At 70.4% G+C, this 22,376-nt stretch carries 19 protein-coding genes; 7 read left to right on the top strand and 12 right to left on the bottom strand.

The window, feature by feature from the left end; translation table 11 throughout:
• Positions 1-11: 11 nt before the first annotated feature.
• Genes ACIBGM_RS01650 through ACIBGM_RS01630 form a run of 5 tightly spaced genes read right to left on the bottom strand, consistent with a single transcriptional unit; the run spans position 12 to position 4,505 of the window.
• Entirely contained in the window at positions 12-671 is a 660-nt protein-coding gene (locus ACIBGM_RS01650; protein WP_360515430.1) for a GAF and ANTAR domain-containing protein, read from the bottom strand.
• Positions 647-1,915 carry an MFS transporter gene (locus tag ACIBGM_RS01645; RefSeq protein ID WP_396384141.1) on the bottom strand — a complete coding sequence of 423 codons (1,269 nt, stop codon included), beginning with the start codon at positions 1,913-1,915 and terminating at the stop codon, positions 647-649. The genes ACIBGM_RS01650 and ACIBGM_RS01645 overlap by 25 nt, the downstream gene beginning before the upstream one ends.
• Positions 1,916-1,966: 51 nt before the next feature.
• Positions 1,967-2,569 (bottom strand): maleylpyruvate isomerase family mycothiol-dependent enzyme, encoded by a 603-nt coding sequence (locus ACIBGM_RS01640; RefSeq protein WP_396384140.1) that lies wholly within the window; start codon positions 2,567-2,569, stop codon positions 1,967-1,969.
• On the bottom strand, positions 2,569-3,378 hold the full coding sequence (locus ACIBGM_RS01635) for a fumarylacetoacetate hydrolase family protein (protein ID WP_396384139.1): 810 nt from the start codon (positions 3,376-3,378) through the stop codon (positions 2,569-2,571). Before ACIBGM_RS01635 ends, ACIBGM_RS01640 begins: the two co-directional genes overlap by 1 nt.
• On the bottom strand, positions 3,375-4,505 hold the full coding sequence (locus tag ACIBGM_RS01630) for a cupin domain-containing protein (protein WP_396384138.1): 1,131 nt from the start codon (positions 4,503-4,505) through the stop codon (positions 3,375-3,377). Before ACIBGM_RS01630 ends, ACIBGM_RS01635 begins: the two co-directional genes overlap by 4 nt.
• 63 nt (positions 4,506-4,568) lie before the next feature.
• Here ACIBGM_RS01630 and ACIBGM_RS01625 point away from each other — a divergent pair, with 63 nt between their 5' ends.
• The gene (locus ACIBGM_RS01625; RefSeq protein WP_396384137.1) at positions 4,569-5,309 is read left to right on the top strand and encodes an IclR family transcriptional regulator; all 741 of its coding nucleotides are present in this window, start codon (positions 4,569-4,571) and stop codon (positions 5,307-5,309) included.
• A gap of 33 nt (positions 5,310-5,342) precedes the next feature.
• Here the strand turns inward: ACIBGM_RS01625 and ACIBGM_RS01620 are convergent, their stop codons facing one another.
• The 6 genes from ACIBGM_RS01620 to ACIBGM_RS01595 are packed head-to-tail and all read right to left on the bottom strand — an operon-like array spanning position 5,343 to position 13,701.
• The gene (locus tag ACIBGM_RS01620; RefSeq protein ID WP_396384136.1) at positions 5,343-6,155 is read right to left on the bottom strand and encodes a class I SAM-dependent methyltransferase; all 813 of its coding nucleotides are present in this window, start codon (positions 6,153-6,155) and stop codon (positions 5,343-5,345) included.
• A gap of 17 nt (positions 6,156-6,172) precedes the next feature.
• A complete protein-coding gene (locus ACIBGM_RS01615) occupies positions 6,173-8,053 on the bottom strand; it encodes an FAD-dependent monooxygenase (RefSeq protein ID WP_360515409.1) in 1,881 nt (626 codons plus the stop codon).
• Positions 8,050-9,207: an MFS transporter gene (locus tag ACIBGM_RS01610; protein WP_360515406.1), complete on the bottom strand. Its 1,158-nt coding sequence runs from the start codon at positions 9,205-9,207 to the stop codon at positions 8,050-8,052. Before ACIBGM_RS01610 ends, ACIBGM_RS01615 begins: the two co-directional genes overlap by 4 nt.
• 40 nt (positions 9,208-9,247) lie before the next feature.
• Positions 9,248-12,361, bottom strand: a complete 3,114-nt coding sequence (locus ACIBGM_RS01605; RefSeq protein ID WP_396384135.1) for a BTAD domain-containing putative transcriptional regulator — start codon at positions 12,359-12,361, stop codon at positions 9,248-9,250.
• 15 nt (positions 12,362-12,376) lie between these two features.
• Positions 12,377-12,787: a PRC-barrel domain-containing protein gene (locus ACIBGM_RS01600; RefSeq protein WP_396384134.1), complete on the bottom strand. Its 411-nt coding sequence runs from the start codon at positions 12,785-12,787 to the stop codon at positions 12,377-12,379.
• Positions 12,788-12,837: 50 nt separating this feature from the next.
• On the bottom strand, positions 12,838-13,701 hold the full coding sequence (locus ACIBGM_RS01595) for a hypothetical protein (RefSeq protein ID WP_396384133.1): 864 nt from the start codon (positions 13,699-13,701) through the stop codon (positions 12,838-12,840).
• Positions 13,702-13,784: 83 nt separating this feature from the next.
• On the opposite strand from ACIBGM_RS01595, the gene ACIBGM_RS01590 reads away from it, so the two are divergent.
• The 6 genes from ACIBGM_RS01590 to ACIBGM_RS01565 all read left to right on the top strand — a co-directional run bounded on the left by ACIBGM_RS01590 (position 13,785) and on the right by ACIBGM_RS01565 (position 21,743).
• Positions 13,785-14,996: a helix-turn-helix domain-containing protein gene (locus tag ACIBGM_RS01590; protein WP_360515395.1), complete on the top strand. Its 1,212-nt coding sequence runs from the start codon at positions 13,785-13,787 to the stop codon at positions 14,994-14,996.
• A 123-nt stretch (positions 14,997-15,119) separates the two neighbouring features.
• Entirely contained in the window at positions 15,120-17,063 is a 1,944-nt protein-coding gene (locus ACIBGM_RS01585; RefSeq protein ID WP_396384132.1) for a PQQ-binding-like beta-propeller repeat protein, read from the top strand.
• Positions 17,064-17,072: 9 nt separating this feature from the next.
• Positions 17,073-19,028 carry a hypothetical protein gene (locus ACIBGM_RS01580; protein ID WP_396384131.1) on the top strand — a complete coding sequence of 652 codons (1,956 nt, stop codon included), beginning with the start codon at positions 17,073-17,075 and terminating at the stop codon, positions 19,026-19,028.
• Between the two features lie 29 nt (positions 19,029-19,057).
• A complete protein-coding gene (locus tag ACIBGM_RS01575) occupies positions 19,058-20,293 on the top strand; it encodes a DegT/DnrJ/EryC1/StrS family aminotransferase (RefSeq protein ID WP_396384130.1) in 1,236 nt (411 codons plus the stop codon).
• A complete protein-coding gene (locus ACIBGM_RS01570) occupies positions 20,290-21,015 on the top strand; it encodes a hypothetical protein (RefSeq protein ID WP_396384129.1) in 726 nt (241 codons plus the stop codon). The genes ACIBGM_RS01575 and ACIBGM_RS01570 overlap by 4 nt, the downstream gene beginning before the upstream one ends.
• Positions 21,012-21,743 (top strand): amidohydrolase family protein, encoded by a 732-nt coding sequence (locus tag ACIBGM_RS01565; protein WP_360515380.1) that lies wholly within the window; start codon positions 21,012-21,014, stop codon positions 21,741-21,743. The genes ACIBGM_RS01570 and ACIBGM_RS01565 overlap by 4 nt, the downstream gene beginning before the upstream one ends.
• Here the strand turns inward: ACIBGM_RS01565 and ACIBGM_RS01560 are convergent.
• A complete protein-coding gene (locus ACIBGM_RS01560; protein ID WP_396384128.1) occupies positions 21,740-22,264 on the bottom strand; it encodes a GNAT family N-acetyltransferase in 525 nt (174 codons plus the stop codon). The two genes, ACIBGM_RS01565 and ACIBGM_RS01560, sit on opposite strands and share 4 nt — an antisense overlap.
• Positions 22,265-22,376: the final 112 nt, after the last annotated feature.

The raw sequence follows: 22,376 nt of genomic DNA, 5'->3' as shown, positions 1-22,376 counted from the left end.
TCTGCTTTTCGTCACAGCTGGTCGCTCTGCCGCTGCACCTGGTCGACGATGTCCTGCGCGATCCGGCGGAGCTTGGTGTTGCTGGTCTGCGAGAGCCGGGCCAGGAACGCGAACGCCCGCTGCTCCGGCAGCTTGTACCGCTCCATCACGATGCCGATCGCCTGGCCGATCGTCGTCCGGGTCCGCACCGCCTCCTCGAGGTTGTCGATCTCGCGGGCGTACTCGATCGCGGTCGCGGAGTGGTGCGCGAACAACGCAGCCAGCGACTCGAAGTCCTCGAAGGCGCCGGCATCGTGCGCGTACAGGTTGAGCGCCCCGTTCGCCTTCGGTGCGTCGAACAGCCGCAATCCGGCCTGCGCCCGGATACCGGACGCCACCGCGATCGAGCCGTACTTCGGGAACCGCTGATCGGCCGCCAGGTCCGGCGAGATGATGTGCACCGAATCCTGCGCCGCCTGGTAGCACGGCCCCTCGCGCAGCTCGTACTGCGCCGCGTCGAGCGGAAGCAGCAGTTCGTGCGTGGGCGCGACGGTTTCCAGTCGCTGGTCCTCGTGCAGCACGGTGATGCTGGCGTACTGGACCACCGGCAACAGCTCGACCGCCGCCCGCGTGATGTTGCTCAACGTTTCGTCGAGCGCACGCGGCGTCAGCGACTTGGAGAGCTGTCGCATGGTTTCGACAAGGTATTCGTCACGCATACGGACCCCTGTACCCCTCGGGCCCGAAGGATGAACGGAAGCGCGAGGAGCTGGATGCCCGCACCGGCGACGTACGACGATCCGTAGCCCCAGACATCCGCGGCCCGACCGAGCGCCGGCTGGATCACCACGCCACCGCCCGAGGCGAGCAGACTGTCCGACGACAGCACGGTTGCGCGCTGCGCCGACGGGATCAGCTCGTTGAGGTACGCCTGCCGCACCGGCGTGACCGCTGCGAACAGCACCGCCCACACGGCCAGCAGCACCAACGCGCCCCAGAAGCTGGACGCCAACCCGATCAGCAAGAGCACGACCACGACTGTCCCGGTCGCCGCAAGCATGACCGACGTACGGCGACGGAAAGCACGCGCCAGGTACGACGCCGACGCGCCACCCACGATCTGCGCACCGGCAACCAGTCCGGCACTCAACCCGGCGATCGCGTAGGAGTCACTGCTGCCGTAGAGCTCAAGCAGGTAGGGCTGAGCGGCGTAGAACCCGTACATGCCGACACCGGCGGTGAACGGCGCGGCCAGCATCACCCAACGCACCGGCGGATTCAGCAAGCCGTGGTCCAGCGACGCCCTCAGGATGCCGCGCATCTCCGCGACGACCGACACCCGCGGCTTAGGCGTGAACCCGACATCGTGCATCGCCCGCCACGCCACCACGAAAGTGACCCCGAGCAGTGCCGCGCGAACGGCGTACGGGACTCCGAGGTTGGTCAGCTGCGCCAGCACGCCGCCGCCGATCGAACCGCCGAGCATCGCGATCCCGTTCGCGATCTGCCCCTTGGCGAACGCGGCGTCGAGCGAGCCGGTGTATCCGGTCGCGTTCAGGCCGTCGACCAGCCACGCCTCGGTGGCGCCGCTGAAGAACGTGAAGCCGAGCCCGAGCAGCATCGACGCGACCGCCCAGGCGGCGAACGGCGCACCCGTCTGCCACATCATCAGATACAGCAGCGTGGACCCGAGCAACGTGATCGTCCCGAGGAGGTACGACGTACGCCGTCCGACCGTGTCCGCGACCACGCCGGTCGGGACCTCGAACAGCACCATCCCGACGGTGAAGAACGCGTTGGCCGCGAACGCCTCGCCGATGCTCAACCCCGCATCGAGCAGGAACAGCGTGTTGACGCCCCAGATCATCGACGACGCAGCCGTCGAGACCACCATCAGCGTGATGTAGATCCGCAGGACCTGGTCCGGCCTGGTCATCGGGCACCTCCTCCGTAGTCATCTGCTACGTCGGAGCCGCCTTGACGATCTCTACAGCCAGGGCGGCAAGGGCTCCGCGGGCGCCCCGTCAGCCGTGGTCACGCTTTCATACGGACGCCCGGCCAGGTACGCCGCCACCTCCGGCAGCGGACCGTTCACCTCCAGTACGTCGCCACGCTTCGTTCGGATGTCGGCACACAGCTCCTCGAGGAAGTCCGCCGGCAGGTCCGCGAACGTCACACCGGTGCCGAGGTCGACCGCGTGGATCATCACCTCACGGCTACGCATCCACGGGATCGCGGTCGCCGGGACCGCACGGCCCTGCGCGGTCAGCACCTGCGTCTGCCACTGCTCGTCGGTCAGCGTCGCCATCGCCTCCGCCAACTCGCGGGCAGAGCTGTCGAACCAGCCGAGCAAGTCGTCGGCCGACCGGGATGCGTTCGCCTCGATGTCCGCGTTCCGCTGCTCGGGCGACGAGTACATCGGCCGCTCCTCGCCGGTCCGCGCCCAGTGCACGAGGTTGCCGAGGGCCTGGGCGTTCAGCGCGAGGTGCGCCGCGACGTGCTTCCTGGTCCAGCCGGGCAGCAGCGACGGACCGTCGAGGTCCACGAGGGCCTTGCGGCTCAGCGCCGTACCTTCCGCAACCCAGCGCATTACCCGGGCACCACGCGGTTCTCCAGGCGACCGAGGCCCTGGATCTCGGTGACGACGGTCTCGCCGCCCCGCAGGAACACCGGAGGTTTGCGGGCGTGACCGACGCCGCCGGGAGTGCCGGTGGCGATCAGGTCGCCCGGGTTGAGCCGGATCATGGTCGAAACGTACCTGACCAGGTCGACCGGGTCGAAGAGCAGGTCGCCGGTGGTGTCCTTCTGCATCACCTGGTCGTTCACCAGGCAGCGGATGTCGAGGGCGGGCCGCGGTCCGCCGACCTCGTCGGGCGTCACCAGGTACGGACCGACCGGGGTGGTCGAGTCCCAGTTCTTGCCCTGCAACCACTCGCGGGTGCGGAACTGCCAGTCCCGGCAGGTGATGTCGTTCAGCACGGTGAACCCGGCGATCGCGTCCACGGCCGCCGCCTCGTCGGCGCGCCGTACCTCGCGGCCGATCACCACGGCGAGCTCGGCCTCCCAGTCGAACATCTCGGTCTCGGCCGGCCGCCGGATGTCGTCGTACGCGCCGATCAAGGTGTCGGCGAACTTGCAGAACAGCGTCGGGTACTCGGGCAGGTCGCGACCCATCTCCTGGATGTGGTTGCGGTAGTTCAGCCCGACGCACACCACCTTGCTGGACCGCGGCACCAGCGGCGCGAAGTCCGCGCCGGCCGCCGCATACTCCTTGCCGTCAGCAACTTCAGCCCCGGCGAGCACGGCGCCGACGTCCGGCGCCCCGAGATCGACCAGCACCTCCCCCTCGACCCGTACGGCGGTGGTCCGGCCGTCGACCCGAATCGTTGCCAGCTTCACCGGCCGACCTCCTCGCGGAACAGGTTGAGCTTGCTGAAGATCGGCGCGTCACTGAACTGGAACAGGTCGAGCGCCCCCGAGTCCGAGTCCGACGCGGACGCCTGCGACGACACCGACAACGGCATCCAGGACGGTACGACGAACAGGTCGCCGCGTGTCACCGACCACGAGAAGTCGCCGACCGTCACCCGGCCGGACCCGTCGAACACCTGGTACACCGACGACCCGGTCTCCCGGCGCGGCGCGGTCTCGACACCCGAGGCGATGCGATGGAACTGCACCCGGATCGTCGGCAGCACGTCGCCGGCCGTGGTCGGGTTCGTGTACCGCACGAGCGCGTGCCCGTGCTCGACCGTGCTCGGGTAGCCCTCGCGTTCCAGCTCCAGCTGATCGGTCAGCGCTGCATCCGTTTCCGCCCACCGGTAGCACAGCAGCGGGCTGCCCTCGACGGCCTTGAACTGCGACACCGGCACCAGGCCCGGGTGACCCCACAGCCGCTCGGAACGCGATCGGTCCGGCGTCGCGTGCTCCTCGTCCGACAGGTGCTCGCGACCGAAGTCGAAGAACTGCGACTCGACGTCGTACTGGAACGGGATGTCCAGCCCGTCGATCCAGGCCATCGGCTCGGCAGCGGAGTTGTGGTGCGCGTGCCAGTTCATCCCGGCCTGCGGGAGGAAGTCGCCGCGGCGCATCGGCACCGGGTCGCGCTCGACGACCGTCCAGACGCCCTCGCCCTCGACCACGAACCGGAACGCGTTCTGGGTGTGCCGGTGCTCGGGAGCGTCCTCGCCCGGCATCAGGTACTGGATCGCGGCCCACAAGGTCGGCGTCGCGTACGGGCGTCCGCCCAGGCTGGGGTTCGCCAGCGCGATGGCCCGGCGCTCACCACCGCGACCGACCGGCACCAGGTCACCGGACCGGGCAGCCAGCTCGACCAGATGCTTCCACTCCCAGCGATGCGGCTGGGCTTTCGACGTGGGCTGGTGCGGCATCAGGTCGCCGATCCGCGTCCACAGCGGTACCAGGAGCTCCTTCTCGAAGCCGCGGTACAGGTCCTCCAGCTCAGGTGTCGCCGGCGGCTGGTCGGGCCGGTCCTCGGCGGTCAGCTTCACAGGTGAGTCGGTCATGTCCTCACCCTGCGCCGGTGCCGCGCTGGCAGAACAGAAGATTCTGTCCTGCAGAATGGCCGTATGGCCCGGGAGATGAAGAACCCACCGGCGTACGGCGTGACGAGCGTCGACCACGCGCTCCGGCTGGCGGTGATCCTGCAGGTCGAGGGGCCGCTCACCGTGGCCGCCGCGGCCGAGCGGCTCGGCGTCGCCCGGTCGACCGCGCACCGGCTGCTGTCCACGCTCGTCTACCGCGACTTCGCCGTACAGGACGACGACCGCAGCTACCGCGCCGGGCCGGTCCTGGAGGTCGCGGCGACCGCACACTCCGGCATCGGCGCCATCCGGGCGGCCGCCCTCGGGCCGATGCGGACTCTGGTCGACACGCTCGACGAGACCGTCAACCTCAGCATCCGCACCGGCCGCACGATCCGCTTCATCGCGTCGGTTGAGTCCACCCAGGCCCTGCGCGTCGGCAGCCGCGAGGGCATGGTGCTCCCCGCCCACCACTCGACCGGCGGTCTGGTCATGCTGGCCGCGTTGACCGACGAGCAGCTCAACGCGTTGTACGCCGACGAGGAAGTCGACCTGGTGAAGCTACGGCGCGAGCTGAGAGCAGTCCGGCGCAGCGGCGTCGCGATCAATCGCGAACGGACCGAACGCGGACTGATCGCCCTGGGCCGCGCGATCACCAACTCCGTCGGCGAGACGGTCGCTGCGGTCTCGGTGTCGATGCCGAGCGCCCGCTACTCCCCGGCCCGGGTGGAGAGCATCACGCCCGCACTCCGCACCGCCGCCCAACAGATCTCCGCGGCCCTGTAGCCGGCAGCGAGCCGGCCGCAGGGCCGCGAAGCCTCAGGCCTTGGTGGCGACTGCGATCAGGTACTCCCAGTCGCAGGCCAGCGTCCCATCGGTGGCGTGGTTCGACGAGTTCGCCAGCTCGATCAGATCGGCGCGGAAGGCCTCCCGGCCGTCCTCGCCGACTCGCTCGGCCGCCTTGTACGTCGGGCCGTAGTAGGTGATGAAGAAGTCCGCGAAGTGCTCCGCCGACGCGAACCGCTGGGTCACCGTCGCCACTGTGGTCTCGACCGAGCTGACCCGGTCGCCGTACAGCTCCCGCAGCACCTCCTCGGTCCCCCAGCGGGTGGGCGGCAGCGCACCGGGCGGCGGCGCCGCGTGCTTGCCGACCGTCTTCAGCAGCTGCCCGATGAACCCGGTCGGCGTCCAGCTGGCCAGGCCGATCCGCCCGCCCTGCTTGGTGACCCGGACGAGCTCGTCCGCCGCCTTCTGGTGGTCGGCCGTGAACATCACGCCGATCGCCGACGTCACGTAGTCGAACGAGCCGTCCGCGAACGGCAGGTCCTCCGCGTCCGCGGTCCGGAAGTCGATCGTGAGCCCTTCAGACTCGGCCCGGCGCTCGGCGTGCGCGATCAGTTCGGGCACGTAGTCGATCCCCGCGACGACCGCGAACCGTCTAGCCGCGGCCAGCGCGACGTGTCCGGTCCCGGTCGCCACGTCCAGCACTGTCGCGCCGGGCCGTGGATCGACTGTGGTGACGAGTGTCTCGGCGACCGGCACGGTCACCCACGCGATCTTCGCGTAGTCACCGCTCCCCCAGGTCGCCCGCTGCTTCGCCTTGATCTCCTCGAAAGTGGTGGTGGTGCTCATGGTGTTGGTTTCCCTCCCTAGTTGAACACGCCGGCCGGAAGTGGGTACGGCGCGATGATCGGCAGGTACGGCGCAGGATCGCCGTACCACTCGTAGGCGCGGATGTCCGGCTCGCTGCGGCGGCCGGTGATCGCGCGGAACAGTTCGTTGCGGTCGGCAACCACGGTGACCGCGGGCTCGCCTGGTCCCAGCACCCAGGTCTTGTCGCCGTCGGACAGCCGAAGCGCCGGTAGACCGCGGTCGGTGATCCGGGCCCGCAGCCAGTCGCGGTACGCCGCGAAGCCGTACTGCGTGATGGGTGCGGACGGATCGGGTTCGAGACCGAGCGCCTCGCGCAGGTCCGCGAGATGGACGGCCAGGTCGGCGACCGGCGCCGAGAGCAACCACGACGGACCGTCGAAGACCAGGCCCTCGCCGCGACGCATCAGAGTGACCAGGCGGCCGCTGTACTCGTCGAACTCGCGCAGCACGGACTCGAAAGCGCGTCCCGCTCGCGTCGACACCTGGCCCGCGGTCCAGGCTTCGCGCTGCTCGGCGAGCCCGGGATCGCGCCAGGCGTCGATGGCGTCCGCAAAGTATGTCCCGCGCAGCGAGTCCTCGGCGATCCCGGTCAGGTGGGCGATCAGGTCCCGCACCGTCCAGTCGGGACAGGCGGGGACTTGCCGGGCGAGCCGTTCCTCGTCGAGATCGAGGGCCAGGATCTGCCGACGGCCGTCGTCGTACGACCAGGCCGCGTTCCAGCGGCGCGAGCGCTCCCGGGTGTTGACCTGCGACGGGCGGACCCGCTTGGTGAAGGTGTCGAGGAACTCCTGGCCGGCCACGGGATCCGAGGCGAGACCCGAGAAGTGCCCGGCGGCCCGGCCGCGAGCGAACATCGCCAGCCCGTAGGACCACTCGTAGAACTCGGCGGCCCGGCCGTCGCGCCACTCCTGGTACCCGTCCAGGTCGCCGCCGGCGGCCAGCGTCGTACCGATGTACCAGGCCTGCTCGATCGCGTCGCCGATGCCCTGCGCAGTCACCGGATGCTTGAAGTGGCCGGCGTCGCCGAGCAGCGCCCAACCCGGGCCGGTCGCCTTCCGGTAGTAGCCGCGGAGCATCGTCTCCGGGACCACGACGATCGGCGAGATCCGCTCGGCGCTCTCGAGCAGCCGGGCGTTCAGCACCGCCGGGAACTGGTGCAGCGCGGCCAGGTACCGCTCCTCGCGTTGCGCGGCCGAGCCCCGCGTGATCTCCGGTGTGCCGGTCACGGACAGCAGGTGAATCCCGTCCTCGCACGGCACCGACATCAACGCCGCTTGCTCGTGGACGTCGATGTGGCACCAGTCCGACGGTGGCAGTCCCCGCCAGTAGGCCAGCAGGAACGCCATCTCGCCGCGCTTCTCGTCCGTCACCGGCACCCCGAGACGCCGTGCAACCGTCGACACCCGTCCGTCCGCGCCGAACACCCAGGTGGATTCGATCCGCTCACCGGTGTCGAGTACGACGCCCTGAACCGGATCGTCACCGATCAACGCCGACACCTCGACGCCGGCGCGGAACTCGACCCCGGCCGCCTTCGCGACGGTGACCATCGCGGCGTCCAGCGTGATCCGCCGTACGCAGGTCGCCCGGTCGTATCCCCCGACCGGCGTGAACCCGCCGGCTACGGCGTGACCGAGCACCCGCCAACTGAACTTCACCATCCGCAACTCGTGCGCGGCCCGAAGCTCAGCCAGCACCCCCAACTCGTCCAGCCGCTGCAGCGTGTCCGGGAACATCACATGCGTGGACACGGTGTCGCTCGGGAACTGGTCGCGGTCCAGCAACAGGACCCGCCAACCGGCCCGGGCGAGCAGCGTCGCGAGCGTCGAACCCGCGCACCGCGCGCCCACCACGACAGCGTCGTACCGCTCGGTCATCGCGCACCCACCTTCGGTCGGGCGGCATTCCGATCATCGGTTGCGGTCACAACCACGGCAAGAAGCAGCGGTACGGCGAGCGCGACCCCGACAACCGTCCAGCCACCCAGCGCGAGCCCAACCCCACCCAGTACGGCGCCGGCCAAGTAGCCCGCCTGCATGGACGCGGCCCGGACACTCATCGCCTGCAATGGACCGACACCGGCCAGATCGAGCCCGGCCGTGCTGCCCGCCATCATCCGGACTCCGGCGATGAACGCGGTGACCGCCCACATCACCACGGAGACGCCGAATGACGGCCGGACCGCGCCCAAGGCCAGGGCGGCTACGACTAGCGCAGAGCCGGCGGCAAGCACCATGGGCCGGGCCGCGCGGTCCACCCATCGCCGGGCCAGGAACGTGGCGACGACGTAGGCGATCGCTCCGCCGCCCAGCGCGATACCGGTCGACGAGGTCGAGGCGCCGTGGGCGTCCGTCAGCAGGGTGCCGACGTAGACGAGCACGCCGGACCAACCGCCGTACGCCAGCAACTCACCGACTGCCCACCGGGTGGCGCCTGCACCGCGGAAGAGCGACCGCACAGGCGTCGGCGCAGGTTCCGGCGTACCCCTCTGACGCCGGGAGACTGCGGAGAGCGTGACGGCGCTCGCGACGAGCGGCACCACCCAGGCGAGTCGCCAGCTGTGCTCGCCGAGGAAACCGATCACCGGCATTCCCACGATCCAGGCGCTCGGTGCGCCGACCATCGCCCAGGACAACAGCGTGGATCGCTGCCCGGGCGGCGCCCAGCTCCCGGCTGCGGCGAGTCCGCCGGCCAGGACCAGGGACACGCCGCCACCGAGGACGACCTGCGCGGTGGCGAGCCAGGCAAAGGACGGTGCGAGCACACTGACCGAGCCTGCGATGGTCAGCAGACCTAGTCCGACCTCGAGCAGTCCGCGCAGCTCCCAACGACGCCGGCTGATCACCAGGCCGATCGCCACGAGTGCCGCGGCGACGCCGGACAGCGACCGGAGCTGGCCCGCGGTCGCGGTTGAGACCCCGAGGTCGGCCGCGACCTCGGACAGAATCGGCGTCAGCACCAAGAGGCTGGACTGCGCCGCGAAGAGCGAACCGAACAGCCTCGCACTGTCCGCCGCTGGAGATTGGTTCATGCCGGCAACGATGACGAGGCGATGTTGAAGTCTTGTTGAGTCAGCGGCCCCAGGCCTTCAACGCGGCCGCCCGCCGCCAGGGCAGCCGGTACGTCGTGAAGATCTCGACCGCCCGTTGGTACGCCTCGTCCGCCCTGGTCACCGCCCCGCGCGCCATCTCGACCACCCCGGCGAGCCCACGCCAGTCCTCGCCCTGCGCGATGATCTCGTCACAACGCGCCAGCTGAGCCGCCGCCTCGTCGGCGGTGCCGATCTCCACCAGCAGCGGGGCAAGCTCGGCCCGCGCCGCCAGCTCGGTCGGCAGCTGGGGACCTTCGACCCCGATCGCCACCGCACGTCGCAAGGCAACGACCGCGCCGTCCTGGTCGCCGAGCAACCTGCGAACCCCGGCCAGCCAGCGCGCGTTCAAGGCCGCATCGTGGAAGTCGCCCGCCTCCTCGTCCCGGTGGAAAGCCGCAGCCCAATCGTGCTCGGCCCGCACCCAGTCGCCGCCCAGAAATGTGAGGACGCGCCGGCTCACGGCGTCGGCGGGTAGTGGTTCGGCCACGCGGCGCGCATTCTCCAGGTCGCCCATCGCGGCCAGTGCCAGCGCGAGCTGATCGACGATCGTTCCGTGCGGGTACCCGAAGGTCTCGAACCGCGCCTGCGCAAGGCCTCGCCGGCACCAGGCCCGGCCCGCGACCGGGTCCAGCAGGTACTCCGTCGAGGACAGCGCGGCGCCGCTCACCGAGGTCCAGCCGAGGTACGGGTCGGCCAGCTCATGCGCGGTCTCCCACATCGTCTCGCGGGTCTGCATCATGGTGCGCAACCGGCCGCGGTTGAACTCGTACCAGGCCCGGCCCCAGGACGCCACGACGGCGAGGTCGCGGCGACCCAGCTCACTCGCCAACGCTTCCGCCCGGCCCACGGCATCACCGAGCACCTCGGTGCGTACGCCGTACATCGCGGCCTGAGCCATCCCGCGGTGCAGGTGGAACCGGTCGCCGGTCAGTCGCTCCGCGGCTGCGAGGTGCTCGATAGCGCGCGGGATGTCCATCACCGAGTGGTTCGTGCACAACGCCCCGCCAAGCCGGCTGTGGACGGTCGCCACGGCATCGTCGTCGCCGCGGTAGAGGTCCAGCGCGGACTCCAGGAGCTCGACCGCCCGCCGGTCGCCGATGCTCGACTTGAGCCGCAGGACCGCTGTCTGCACAGCGGCTTCGGCGCGCCGGGTCGGTGCCGCTCCGGCTTGGTCGAGGACCTCGATCGCCGCCTCGGCATGATCGACGGCCTCGTGCCAGGCGTAGAGCGCGGCCGCCTCGTCCGCTGCCCGCAAGCTCAGGTCCGCGGCCCGCTCGGGGTCGGCCGCCGGACCTGCGGCCCGGAGGTGTACGGCCGCCGCGCCGACAGTTGCTCCTAGCAACGCCTCGGCCGCGCGGACGTGCAGCCGCTGACGCCGGGTCTGCGGCAGGTCGCCGTACACGGCCTCTCGCATCAGGTCGTGCGGGAAGCTGTACGTCGCCTTCCACGAGCTGCCCGCCTCGACCAGGAACCCGCCGCTGACCGCCTCTTCCAACGCATCGATCAACGGATCCTCGGCCAGGTCGACCAGCTGCGCGAGCACGCCGTACTCGACCTCCCGGCCGAGGACCGCCGCGCACCGCACCACCTGCTGAGCCTCGGCCGGCAACGCTTGCAGGCGATGCCGCAGGACGTCACGTACGCCGGACGGGACCACGGACTGCCCGTCGCGCAGCACCTCGGTCGCGTAGAACGGGTTGCCGCCCGTGCTGCGCCACAACTCGTGTACGAACCCGGCCGGCTTGTCACCAGCCAGCACACCCAGATCGCTCTCACTCAAGGGCTGCAGTGACAGTCGGTCCGCACCGGAGAGGTCACCGACCAGCTCGAGCAAAGCGGGGTGCCGCGTCCCCGGTGGGTCGCGGAAGCAGATGATCGCGAGCACCCGCTCAGGCAGCCCGCGCAGGACGTGCCGCAGCAACGCCGCGCTGGCATGGTCGATGCGCTCTGCGTCCTCCACGACGAGTACGGCGGGGGCCAGCCGCGCCAGCGCACTCGTGACCCGAGTCCGCATCGCTTCGGGTGACCCGATCTCGCCTGCGTCGTCGAAGGCCGAGGTGATCGGCTGGTACGGGAGCTCGGTCTGGTCGCAGCGCCCGACCAGCACCTGCGCGGCGACACCGTCGGCGAACTCCGCGACCAGCCGCGTCTTGCCGACACCCGCCTCCCCCGAGATCAGAGCGACTCGCCCAGCGCCGTCCGCCGCCTCAGCCCAGAGCCCGCGCAGGCGTTCCAGCTCTCCCGACCGCCCGATCATCCGGCCCCTGCGCACACTGCTGAACAGCGCATCCGGCGGCGCCCTCACCTGGCTTACCGGTTGCTCCAGGAGCAGAGCCGGATCCCCTTGCAGAATGGACGTTTCGAGCGCCGCGAGCGCCGGACCGGGATCGAGGCCGAGCTCGTCGGCCAGGCGCTCGCGTGCCGAGGCGTACGCCGCCAGCGCGTCGGCCTGCCGCCCGGCCCGGTAGAGCGCGAGCATCAACTGACCGTGGAAGCGCTCCCGAAACGGGTGCTCCACCACCAACCGCTCGAGTTCGGGGATGACGTCGTACCGGCCGAGGGCGAGGTCCGCGCTCATCCGGGCCTCCAGCGCGTCCAGGCGCAGGCCTTCCAGCCGGGCGGTCTCGGCCTCCGCGAACAGCGGATGACCGAGGTCCTGGAGAACCGGTCCACGCCACCAGTCGAGTGCCTCGCGCAACAACTCGGCGGCCCGCTCCGGGTCACCCAGCCCGAACGCCTCCTGCCCCAGTCCGGCCAGCTGCTCGAAGTGATAGGCGTCGACCTGCTCCGGATCGACCACCAGGCTGTACCCGGACGGCCGGGTGACCAGTACGCCGTCCGCGCCGGCCGAAGCCAGACGGCGACGTACGTGCGAGACGTGCGTGCGCAGGGTGACCTCGGCGCCGGCCGGCGGCGCACTCCCCCAGAGCGCCTCGGCCAGCCGCCCGGCCGACACCGGCTGATTCAGGTGGATCAGCAGCATCGCCAGCAGCCCACGCTGCTTCGGCCCGCCCACCTCGAGCCGCCGGTGATCCACCGTCACCACGAGATCACCGAGGATCCCGAAGCGCGGCTCAGCTCCCCCTGATGTCACACGAGAAACGTACGACTAACGCGGCCAGCCTGGATAGAAGTAGCCCGGCCCCCAGTACGGCGGCACGTCATAGTAGCCGTAGACGTCCTCGAGGTAGTGGCGTTCGGGGACGACGTCCGGGTCGTACACGGGTCCGCCGACGACGCGGTCGCGGTCGGTGGAGATGTGCACGCTGTCGTCGTCGACGCGGGTGATCGCGTCGACCGGGATGAGGCGCTTCTTCTCGCCGAGTCCGAGGAAGCCGCCCTCGCCGACCTCCAGGAAGCGCACCCGGCGCTCGTCCTCGTCGATCAGCAGGCCGTCGACCTTGCCGACCTCGTCGTCGTTGCGGTCCACGACCTTGCGGCCGCGCAGGTCGTCGGCCGGGTCGGACAGTGTCAGTCCGGCGTCCTGGAGTCGGACCAGAGTGTGCGTGAACTCGTTCATCGGTCCTCCCTTAGCTAGCAGGGTGGTCCGGTACCCACCGTGACCGCGGTTTATGCCGGTGGCGTGTACGCAGCGGTGTAGGCAGCAGCGTCCCAAGGCGAGTAGTCGTCGGGCAGGTCCGCCGGCTCCACCCAGTCGCCACCGGTCGCCGCAGAGCGGGCCAACGCCAGCAGCATCAGCTCAGGCTCGACACTGAGGTACGGCGCCCTGTCCTGCTGGAGGTGAGCGGCCAGGAACGGCCGATAGACGCCGACCGGGTCCGGCCGGAGGTGCTCCACCGACGACGCCGTGGCCACGGTGGCGAAGTACGGGTAGCCGTCCTGGACGTCGACCAGCACCTCGGCTCCGCTCGCATGCCGGAGCAACCCACGCCGACTCGACTCGTCCAGGGCGCGGGCCGCCATGAACCCCGGACCGAGCAGCGCTTCTGCAAAGGACACCGCATGCACGCCGTAGTAGAACGGATGCCCCGCGCAACCAACAAGCACCAGCGAGGCGGTCTCACCACGCTCCCGCCAGGCGAGCGCCTCGGGCAGACTGCGGAACGACGACCCACCACTGACCGGCTGACCGGCGGCCGCTCGAGCAGCCAGGTCGCGTAGGTCGCCGACTCGGCCGGCGAGCGGTTTGTCCAGCACCACCGCCGTACCAGCGTCAAGCAGCGTGCAGGCCTGCTGGTAGCGCTGGTCCCAGTCGCAACCCAGCAGCATGGTGACGTCCGCGGGTAGTCCGTCCAGCGTCGTCGCCACTGCTGGGATCCCGTGCCGGTCAGCGAACTCGTCGGCGTACGACGGCGGCCGCACGGCCCCGGAGTCGAGTACGGCGCTGATCTCCAGACCGAGCTCTCGCAGCAACGGCACGAAGGCAGCAGGGTGCGAGGTGTCGAGTTCCACGAGTGCTACGCGTCGGGCCATGGCCGCCAGTCTTCTACGGCGAGGGTTCTTGCAGCAGCCTGGTCTTGTGGTGAGACTGGCCCGATGAAGGAGGGGATCCCGGCATGGTGACGACGATCGGTGTCGTCGGGCCGTCGGACCTGGTCACCTCCACCAGCCGGATCGTCGCGGCGCTCCGCGGTGTCGAGGTCGTCCCGCTGCGCTACCGGCGCGAGACCGACACTCCGCGGGTGATGGCCGAGGCGCCGGCGAGTGTCGACGCCTGGCTGTTCACCGGCGTCGTGCCCTACCAGATCGCTGCGGCGCACGAGCTGCTCGACCGGCCGGCCGCGCACGTCGAGTACACCGGCGCGACGCTGATGCGGGCGCTGGTCCAGTTGCTGCGCGAAGGCCGTGACGTCACCTCGATGAGCATCGACGTGCTGGCCGAGGCGCAGGTCCACGAGACGCTGGACGAGGTCGGCCTGCCGACCGCCGGGGTCAAGGTGCTGCCGTACCGGCGCGGGCTGAGCGCGGACGAGGTGATCGCGTTCCACCGGGACGCCGGTGCGACGATCGCGATCACCTGTCTGCGGTCGGCGTACGAGAAACTCCGGACCGAGCAGGTCACGGTCCGGCTGGCCCCGTCGGTGCACTCGGTGCGGGCCGCGGTGAACAGCCTGCTGCTCGTTCATGACGCTTTGCGCAGTGACGATGCGCGGATCGCCCTCGGCCTGGTCGAGATCGCCCCGGAAGGTGAGCAGGCGCTGCGGCGCGAGGCCGGCTCGCTCGGCGGCAGCGTGATCAGGTACGACGACAAGCGCTATCTGGTCGTGGCCACCCGCGGACCGCTCGAGCAGGCGACCGCGTCGTTCACCGAGCTCGGCATGCTGACCAGGCTCAAGGAGGAGTTCGGTCCAGTCCGGATCGGGTTCGGCATCGGCGGCTCCGGGACCGAGACCGAGGCGCTGGCCCGGCGGGCACTCGGCCGCGCGAAGACGGCCGGGCGGACGGCGGCGGTGGTCTCGCTGCGCAACGACATCGACCTGGTCCTGGTCGGCGGCGCCGCGCCACGCGCACAGCAGCGCACGAAATTGCAGCTGCTCGCGCAGCGCGCCGGGTTGTCGAAGGCAACGCTCGAGCGGCTGCAGGAGCTCGTGCACGCCACCCCGGAGGGGCTGACGACGCGCACCGTCGCCGATCACCTCGGCATCCAGCCACGGACCGCGCGCCGCGTCCTGAACCGGCTGGAGCGGGCCGGCCTGGCCGACGCCACCGGCACCCAGATCGGCACCGGCAGCGGCCGGCCGCTGGTCGTCTACCGCGTGCACCTCTGAGTCGCCCGCGGCTTTTCCACAGGTCGGTTCGTGGCCTGTTGACGTCCCGATTCGGCCGCGCGTACGCTGCCGGGTAATTTCAGCCATGACCGTAAAACCGGTCGGGGTGTCCCGGGAGGCCTTGTGGACAAGCGATTTGCGCGGAAGCTGCTCGCCGTGCTCGTCATATGCGCAGCGCTCGTGAGCAATTCGGTCGGTCCGGCCGCGGCCGGCCCGAGCGCGGTGACCGTCGACAATCTCGGCCCGGCGTCGGCCGTCACCTCGACCAGCGTCGCCGAGCAGGTCGGCGACCGGATCTGGACGGTGACGTCCGGCGTCTCCCCCATCCAGGTCGGCGCGTTCGACCCGGTGACCCGCACGGTCGACCGCAAGCTCTCGCTGCCGACCGGCGCCGGCGCCTGGGCGATGACGCATATCGGCACAGACCTGTATGTCGGTCTCTACACCCCAGGCGATCTGTACCGGATCGACACGGTGTCGGGCGCGGCCACCAAGGTCGCCCGGTTCGGATCGTTCATCTGGTCGATCGCCGCCACCCCGGACGGCAAGATCGTCGTCGGCACCTACCCGGACGGCGGCGTCCACGAGTACGACCCGGCCACCGGAGCCACCAAGACGTACGGCGCCGCCGTCGCCGGCCAGCAGTACGTCCGGAGCATCGCCGCCGACGCGACCACCATCTACGCCGGCGTCGGCACCAAGGCGTACCTGATCGCCATCGACCGGGCCACCAGCGAGCGCCGCAACGTGCTCCCCACGCAGTACGCCGACCGCACCTTCGTCGCCACCCTCAGCCTGTCCGGGACGAAGCTCGCGGCCGGCCTCTCCCCCACCGGGACGATGCTCGTGTTCGACACCACCGACCTGAGCAACCCGGTCGAGGTGCAAACCCCGGGCGGCGATCAGTACGTCACTGCCATCACGATCGACGCGCCCACCGGTGACGTCTACCTCGGCACCCGCCCGTCCGGCACCCTCTACCGGTACGACGGTTCCACGCTGACACGGCTGGGGTCGCCGTACGACGGGGCCTACTTCAACCGGATCTTCGTCGACGGCTCGACCGTCCGGGCCGAGCTGACCTCCCAGGTGGTCGAGTTCGACGCGGCCACGGGCACGTTCACCGGGACCGACCTCGGCACGGCCGGCCTGCCACCGGCGCCGGAGCAGGCGATGGGGATCGCCGCCACCGCGACCTCTGTGCTGGTCAGCGGGAAGGCCGGGATCCAGGTCCACGACCTCGCGACCGGGGCGAGCACGCGCACCTTCCTGCCGGGCGAGGCCAAGACGCTCACGCCGGTCGGAGGCGAGGTGTATCTCGGCGTCTACACCCTCGCCCGGCTGTGGTCGATGAAGCCGGACGGGTCCGGTCTGAAGGAGCTCGACCGGATCGGCAACGAGCAGACCCGCCCGACCGACGACGCGTACGACGCCCGCTCGAAGACATGGCTGATCTCCACCGAGCCCGACTACGGCAAGTACGACGGCACGCTCACCGAGCGACACCTGGACACCGGCAAGCTCGAGGTGCACCGCGGCGTCGTGCCGCAGCAGTCCGTCCGCTCGGTCGCCACGGCCGACGGCATCGCCTACCTCGGCGGCGCGACCCGGAACAGCCTCGGCACCGAACCGATCTTGCCCGAGGCAACGGTCGTCGCGTTCGACCTGCGCCGCAACCGCACGCTTTGGGAGGTCACGCCACTTCCGGATGCGCAGGCGTACAGCGATGTGATGGTCTATCACGGCCGGTTGTACGCGACCACGGACGACGGGCGGCTCGCCGTACTGGATCCGCGGACCGGCAAGGTGCTCTCGACCGCCACGATCGGCACCGGGCAGAGCCGGCTGACGATCGCCCGGGCCGGCCTGTTCGGGACGGACAGCAAGCGGGTCTTCCAGGTCGTCCCGCAACGCTCCGGTCCGCCGGCCGTCACCACGGTGGTCGACGGGCTGGGCACCGAGATCTACGGCTTCCCGCTGATCACGACGTCGCACACCGGCGACGCCCTCTACACGATCAAGGGCCGCGACCTGGTCCGGATCGGCAATCTCCCCCGCGCGAACTGAGGCCCTCCGATGATCTCTCGCCGCACTGTCCTGACCGGCGCCCTCCTGACCGGCGCCGCGACCACGCTGCCGATACCTGGCGCCCGAGCCGCTGCCCAGGCTGATCCGATCGACGGTTCCACGCTGCCGACCTTCGGGCCGGCGTGCCTGACGGCCGCGGTGGTGGCGATGGCCGTCCACGACGGGCACGCGTACGTGATCACCCGGGGCATCGTGCCGCCCAAGCTGGTCGAGATCTCGCTGACCACCCGGCAGGTCACCCGGACCATCGACCTCCCGATCGGTGAAGGCGGCTGGGGCATCACCGTTGCTGCGGGCAAGGTGTACGTCGGGCTGTATCCGGTCGCCGACGTCTACTGCTTCGACCCGGCGACCGCAGCGTTGACGCGAGTCGGCAGCCTGGCCGGGGCCGGTGGGTTCGTCTGGGACATGACGACCGGGCCGGACGGTCAGGTGTTCGCGGTCAGCTATCCCAACGCCACGGTGTGGCAGATCGATCCCGCGACGAACGCCTTGACCCGACTCGGTGCACCGGTGGCAGGCGCGCAGTACGGGCGCTACGTCGGCGCGGCGGGCAACTTCGTCTTCGCCGGGATCTACACGCCGTCCCAGCTCGTCGGCTATGACCGGGCGGCCGGGACCTTCCGCGACCTCACGCCGGCCGCCTTGCGTGGTCAGAACTTCGGCCCGTTCGCCGCGACCGCGGACCGGATCTACGCGGGCGCTTCCGGGGCACTCGTGAGCCTGGCGGCGGACGGCAGCGACGCACGGATCGTCCCGCTGCCGAGCGGTGAGACCGGGGTCGACGCGATCGCGGTCGCGCCGGACGGCACGGCGTACGTGACGACTCGTCGATCCGGGACAGTGTGGTCGTGCGGCCCCACCGACACGGCGCTGACCGCGGTCGCGACGCCCGCACCGGCCGACGAGCATCGCCGACTTGTCCTGGTCGACGCGACGACGCTGCTCGGCTCGACCGGGTCCGGAGTGCTCTGGTGGCTCGATCTGGCCTCGGGTGAGTTCGAGCTGCTGGATCTGGTCGACGCCGGTTTCACACCAGCCCCGGACAAGCCACAGTCGCTCGAGCTCGGCGACCCGCATCTGTACGTCGGCGGCCACTGGGTGGTCACCGAACACGCGATCGGCACCGGCGTCACCCGCCGGATCCGAGTTCCCGGCGAGGCCAAGACACTCACCTGGGTGAAGGGCGAGCTGTACTCGGCGATCTACCCGAGCACCGAGGTGGTCCACATCAACCCGCGGACCAAGGAGGTGCACTCGCTGGGGCTCATCGGCAATCAGCAGATCCGGCCGTGGCAGGCGGCGTACGACGAGAAGACGAAGCTGCTCGCGATCGCTTCGGCGCCGGGGACCGGGAAGCTCACCGGCGCGCTGACGCTCGTGGACACCCGGACCGGCGCGCTCGACGTGTACTACGGCGTCCTGCCCGACCAGAGCGTCATGTCGGTCTCGATCGTGGACGGGATCGCCTACCTCGGCGGTGACGTCGTCGGCGGTGGCGGCATCACCCCGACCCGGTCGGCGGCCGCTATCGGGGCGTTCGACCTGGGCCGGCGCGAGCTGCTGTGGACGGTCGACCCGCTGGCCGGTGAGCGCTCGATCCAGAGCGTCGCGGTCAAGGACGGCATCCTGTACGGCGTGCTGAAGCGGACCAGCGGTGGTTGGTTCACGTACAACCTGCGGACCAAGGCCGTCGTCCGCGGCGCGAACAAGCTGTCCGGCTACGGAGAGATCTACACCGACCGGACCGGCGTCTATTGTGAGACGAACTTCGGCGGGAACCTGTACCAGCTCGGTCCGGGGCTCGCCGAGGCGAAACTCCTGGTGAACAAGCTCGGCGACGGGTGGTACACGGTGCCCCAGCTGTCGCCGGTCCGCGGCGGGGCGCCGCACAGCGTGTGGGGCCTCGCCGACCGCGATCTCGTCCAGCTACCGTTGCCGTGAGCAACTCAGACCACGTGGGGACCTTTGCGATGGACCAGCCCGAACTCGCCCGCGACGGCGGCGCCCCGGTGCGCTCCGGACCGCTGCCGACGGTGATGGACGCCTCCGGCCGGCGCTTCGGCGACGAGGAGATCAAGGCAGCCGAGCGAGTGCTTCGCACCGGCATGCTGTCGGCCACCTGGGGCACCGAGGTTCCCGCGCTGGAGCAGGAGTTCGCCGCGCTGCTGGGGGCCGGGCACGCGGTCGCCTGCAGCTCCGGGACGGCGGCGCTGCACCTCGCGGTCGCCGCGGTCGACCCGGAGCCGGGCGACGAGATCATCACCACGCCGATCAGCGACATGGGCACCGTGTTCCCGATCCTGATGCAGAACGCGGTGCCGGTGTTCGCCGACGTCGACCCGATGACCGGCAACGTCGCCCCGGCCGCGGTCGCCGCCGCGATCACGCCGCGGACCAAGGCCGTGATGGCGGTGCACCTGTTCGGCAAGCCGGCGCCGATCGTCGAGCTGCGTGAGCTCTGCGACCAGCACGGGATCACACTGATCGAGGACTGCGCACAGGCCTACCTCGCCCCGGTTGGCGACACGCTGACCGGCCGGATAGGGCACATCGGCTGCTTCAGCCTGCAGCAGACCAAGCACATCAGCGCCGGCGACGGCGGGCTGGTCGTCACCGACGACGCGGCGCTCGCCAGGCGGATGCGGTTGTTCGCCGACAAGGGCTGGCCGCGGGCGACCAACGAACGCAACTACCTCTTCCTCGCCCTCAACTACCGGATGACCGAGCTGGTCGGAGCCGTCACCCGGGCGCAGTTGTCGCGACTGGCCGGCGTTGTGGCAGATCGTCGTACGGCGGCTGCGCAGGCCACAGCCGGGATCGGCGACCTCGCCGGCATCACGGCTCCGCCGGACACCGGCGACCACGTGTACTGGCAGTACCCGTTGATCCTCGACCCCGAGATCGCGGGCGACCTGCACGAGTGGGCGACCGCGCTGACCGCCGAGGGCATCCCGGCGAACGGCGGCTACCTGACCAGCCCGCTGTACGGCGCCCCGGCGCTGCGGGACCGGATCACGTACGGCGACTCGCACTTCCCGCTGCAGGACGTCGAGTACCCGGTCGGCCTCTGCCCGAACGCGGAGGAGCTCATCAACCATCGCCTGCTCGTCCTGCCCTGGAACGAGAACTACACCTCAGGAGATGTGGACGACATCGTGACCGCGATCCGGAAGGTCCATGCCGCGCTGGCTAAGGTGGCCGGATGAACGACGTACCCGTGCTGCTGGACTGCGACGTACTGGTCGGGCATGACGTGACGACGGGCCGGTGGAGCCGGGCCGAGTCGGTGCGTGACGTGATGAAGTCGACCGGGATCTCCGGTGGCGTGGTGTCGTCGCTGCGGGCGACGTACTTCGACATGCCGAGTGGGAACGACGAGGCCATTGAAGTTGCCGAGGGCAACGGATGGACGGCGTGCCCGGTGCTGGACCTGCGGGATCCGCTCGGGGCCGAGCGGGAGCTGGAGCGGTTGCTGGGCGCCGTGGAGCCGCCCCGGGCGTTCCGGCTGGCGCCGACATCGCAAGGGGTCGAGCCGACGTTCGCGGCCTTCGAGCATGTCGTGCGGTTGCTGGTGGACGCGGGCGTGACGATCTTCACCGAGGGCGACGTACGGAAGGTCGGTCCGGCGCTGCGGGGGCTGGGGGCGCGGGTGGTGTTCCTCGACACGCACTTCTACTACCTCGGCGACTTCGTCGTGCTGGCGCGCGGCGAGGAGGGCTTCCACACCTCCACCCGGATGCTGACCGGCCCGGACTCGCTGGAGATCGTCGCCGCCGAGGTAGGCGTCGACCGCCTGATCCTCGGCTGCCGGACACCCTTCCATGAAACCCAGTCCGTCGTCCGCCGCCTCCTCACCTCCAAGCTCACCCCAGCGGAGATCGCCCAAGCCGGCAGCCACAACCTCAGCAGACTCCTGGAGCAGGCATGATCATCGACGTGCACGCCCACTGGGGGCCGTGGTTCTTCTCCATGGACGTTGGCAGTGTGGCCGTCAACAGCGAGCTGATGGATCGGTTCGGCATCGACATCCAACTGGTGTCGGCGATCGAGGCGATCGTGTACGACGCCCCGGTCGGCAACCGGTCGCTGGCCGCGCAACTGCCCGAGGACCCCCGGTTGCGCGGGATGCTCGTGGTCGACCCGCGCCGGCTGGACGAGGCGCGCGCAGACCTCGACGAGCTCCTGGCCGGTGACGGCCGGACCCGCTGGGTCGGCGCGAAGATCCACACCGAGTACAGCCGGACCCCGATCGACTCCCCCGGGATGCAGGCCGCGATCGAGCTCACCACCGAGTACGGCCTACCCACCTTGGTGCACACCTGGGGCGACAACGTGCTCGACCTCGCCGACGTCGCCGACCGGGTGCCGGACGCCCGGGTGATCGCCGGTCACATGGGCGCGAACGGCTGGCCGCTGGTCCCGGAGGCCGCGAGCCGCAGCGACCGGATCTGGTTCGAGCCCTGCTGGTCGGCCCCGGAGGCGAACCGCATCCGCTGGATCCTCGACCAACTCGGCCCGTCCCGCCTGATGTTCGGCACCGACGCCACCCTGATCGACCCCTCGGTGGCCATCGGCGCCTTCGAAGCCGCCAACCTCACCCCCACCGAGCGCGATGCCGTCATGCACCAGAACGCCACCGCCCTCTTCAACCTCTAACCAGGCGCCACGAACACCACGATGTCGGTCTCCGGTCCGCGAACCGGCGGCTCCACCCAGCCGACGCGGCGGTAGAAGGCGATCGTGTCGTCGGCCTGGTCCCAGGTCAGGAGCCAGGCGCGCGGATGCTCGGCGACAGCCGCCTCCAGCAACCGCCGACCGAGGCCGGTCCCCCGGGCGCTCTTCAGCACACCCAACTCGTCGATCTCGAAGGCCCCGACCAGCAACTCCTCGACCTGCTCCGCGCCGAGCCGCTCGAGCACCTTCCCGTAGGCCCGGTCCGTCCGGAAGGGCGACGGCGTCGTCCAGCCGGTGACGAAACCCGCGATCGAGCCGCCCGGTGACCGCTCCACCAGCGCCCGGAACCCGTCCCGCCGCGCGTCACCTTCCAGCCGGGACCGGAAGGCGACCCGGGTCTCGTCCGGCACCCGGAACGTCCACGGCGGCGCCGTGAACACCTCGACGTACGCCTCGGTCAGTTCGTCGGCGATCTCCAGCACGTCCACCCCATAGCTCTGCACGGACCAAAGCTAGCCGGCGTGCGACCCGGTCGCAGCTGTGATTTTTCGCCGTACGGCGGAGGGAAATCGTTTCCAGACAAGTCACCCAATGGCTGCCGAAGGCGCGTGGGAT

It is taken from the genome of Kribbella sp. NPDC050470 (assembly GCF_044458365.1).
GTDB lineage: Bacteria > Actinomycetota > Actinomycetes > Propionibacteriales > Kribbellaceae > Kribbella.
Note: the sequence above shows the minus strand (reverse complement) of the source record. Positions and strands in the feature narration are given on the sequence as shown.

Coding starts and splice junctions, on each gene's coding strand:
- ACIBGM_RS01650 (WP_360515430.1), bottom strand. CDS start 671: ATGCGACAGCTCTCCAAGTCGCTGACGCCGCGTGCGCTCGACGAAACG.
- ACIBGM_RS01645 (WP_396384141.1), bottom strand. CDS start 1,915: ATGACCAGGCCGGACCAGGTCCTGCGGATCTACATCACGCTGATGGTG.
- ACIBGM_RS01640 (WP_396384140.1), bottom strand. CDS start 2,569: ATGCGCTGGGTTGCGGAAGGTACGGCGCTGAGCCGCAAGGCCCTCGTG.
- ACIBGM_RS01630 (WP_396384138.1), bottom strand. CDS start 4,505: ATGACCGACTCACCTGTGAAGCTGACCGCCGAGGACCGGCCCGACCAG.
- ACIBGM_RS01625 (WP_396384137.1), top strand. CDS start 4,569: ATGGCCCGGGAGATGAAGAACCCACCGGCGTACGGCGTGACGAGCGTC.
- ACIBGM_RS01620 (WP_396384136.1), bottom strand. CDS start 6,155: ATGAGCACCACCACCACTTTCGAGGAGATCAAGGCGAAGCAGCGGGCG.
- ACIBGM_RS01615 (WP_360515409.1), bottom strand. CDS start 8,053: ATGACCGAGCGGTACGACGCTGTCGTGGTGGGCGCGCGGTGCGCGGGT.
- ACIBGM_RS01610 (WP_360515406.1), bottom strand. CDS start 9,207: ATGAACCAATCTCCAGCGGCGGACAGTGCGAGGCTGTTCGGTTCGCTC.
- ACIBGM_RS01600 (WP_396384134.1), bottom strand. CDS start 12,787: ATGAACGAGTTCACGCACACTCTGGTCCGACTCCAGGACGCCGGACTG.
- ACIBGM_RS01595 (WP_396384133.1), bottom strand. CDS start 13,701: ATGGCCCGACGCGTAGCACTCGTGGAACTCGACACCTCGCACCCTGCT.
- ACIBGM_RS01590 (WP_360515395.1), top strand. CDS start 13,785: ATGGTGACGACGATCGGTGTCGTCGGGCCGTCGGACCTGGTCACCTCC.
- ACIBGM_RS01580 (WP_396384131.1), top strand. CDS start 17,073: ATGATCTCTCGCCGCACTGTCCTGACCGGCGCCCTCCTGACCGGCGCC.
- ACIBGM_RS01575 (WP_396384130.1), top strand. CDS start 19,058: ATGGACCAGCCCGAACTCGCCCGCGACGGCGGCGCCCCGGTGCGCTCC.
- ACIBGM_RS01570 (WP_396384129.1), top strand. CDS start 20,290: ATGAACGACGTACCCGTGCTGCTGGACTGCGACGTACTGGTCGGGCAT.
- ACIBGM_RS01565 (WP_360515380.1), top strand. CDS start 21,012: ATGATCATCGACGTGCACGCCCACTGGGGGCCGTGGTTCTTCTCCATG.